The organism is Blastococcus sp. KM273129 (assembly GCF_021698995.1).
Classification (GTDB): domain Bacteria; phylum Actinomycetota; class Actinomycetes; order Mycobacteriales; family Geodermatophilaceae; genus Blastococcus.
In genome coordinates this window covers 1-922 of the sequence record NZ_SSXB01000176.1, presented here as the reverse complement: position 1 = coordinate 922, position 922 = coordinate 1, and the positions used below count along the sequence as shown (strand labels likewise).

1 pseudogene is annotated in these 922 nt (G+C 73.8%); it reads left to right on the top strand.

Features of this window, described 5'->3' with window-relative positions:
• Positions 1–32: 32 nt before the first annotated feature.
• Positions 33–922 (top strand): annotated as a pseudogene (locus E9565_RS21900) (hypothetical protein); the annotation flags it as partial.

Below are 922 nucleotides of genomic sequence, written 5' to 3'. Positions count from 1 at the left end.
CGGCGCCGTCGGTGCCGGGGGGTGTGGCGGCGGTGGCTGATGGGCCGGCGCAGGTGACGGTGAGCTGGTCGGCGTCGACCGATGACGTGGGGGTGGCGTCCTACCGGGTGTCCCGGGACGGGGCGGTGGTGGCCGAGGCGGTGTCCGGTGGGACGTCGTTCGTGGACACGACGGTGGCGGCCGGGACCGAGTACGGCTACACGGTGAGTGCGGTGGATGCGGCGGGGAACCGGTCGGCGGAGTCCGCGCCGGTGTCGGTGACGACCCCGGCGGACGGCGGTGGCGATGGTGGCGGTGGTGGCACCGGTGCGGTGACTGCCGGGGCGACGTCGGCGGCGGGTAGCTCGACGGCGGTGACGTCGGTGGCGGTGCCCAGGCCGGCGGGGTTGGCCGATGGTGATGTGCTGATCGCCGAGATCACGGCCGACAATGCGCCGACGGTCGGTGCTGCGCCGGCGGGGTGGTCGACGGTGGTGTCGCCGTTGTCGACGTACGGGGCGCGGATGTTCGTCTACTACAAGGTGGTGGCCGACGCCTCGGCCGAGCCGGCCCAGTACGGCTGGACGTTGTCCTCGGCGCAGAAGTGGAATGCGGCGATCTCGAGCTATCGCGGGGTGGATGGGGCCAGCCCGTTCGACGGCGCGGCGAGCACGTCGGTGTCGACCACCGCGCGCAGCACCGTGGCAGTGCCGGAGGTGACCACGACGGTGGCCGGTGCGATGGTCGTCGGTGGGGTCGGGGTGAACAGTGGTTCGGCGTCGATCACCGAGCCGACCGGGTGGACCGAGGCGGTGGAGGCCGGGGGTGTGCAGACCGCGGAGTTGGCGCACGTCGCGCGGCCGGCGGTGGGAGCGACCGGGACGGCGACCTGGCGGCTGAGCAAGTCGATCCAGGCGGTCGGCTGGATGCGGGCCCTGCGGCC